We start from the raw sequence: 259 nt of genomic DNA on the forward strand, positions 1-259 counted from the left end.
CAACGCAGTTATTTTTCAGTCACCGACGGTATTTTGCGAGGCGGTGTCGTCTGTGCTCGAAGGACAGAAGCCAAATTCGAGAAAGCTCTTCTCCGGTACCGTATTTGCGCTGGCTGGAAATAACCCGGCCTTCTGGTCTGGGCTCAATGCCCGCCTTGTCCTCCTGTCATGTGCTGCCAAATTTAAGCTGGCAGGTTCACATGCTCACGGCGGAGTCGTTTTGTTTGAGGAATGTATGGCTGCTTCTCCTGGCTTTGGT

1 protein-coding gene is annotated in these 259 nt (G+C 52.5%); it reads left to right on the top strand.

What is annotated here, in order from left to right:
• Nucleotides 1-259, top strand: a 259-nt coding sequence (locus SB756_RS31955) for a hypothetical protein (RefSeq protein ID WP_410913485.1), incomplete at both ends; no start/stop codon positions are given.

This window comes from Pseudomonas sp. SIMBA_068 (genome assembly GCF_046534705.1).
In the GTDB taxonomy this organism is placed as follows: domain Bacteria; phylum Pseudomonadota; class Gammaproteobacteria; order Pseudomonadales; family Pseudomonadaceae; genus Aquipseudomonas; species Aquipseudomonas putida.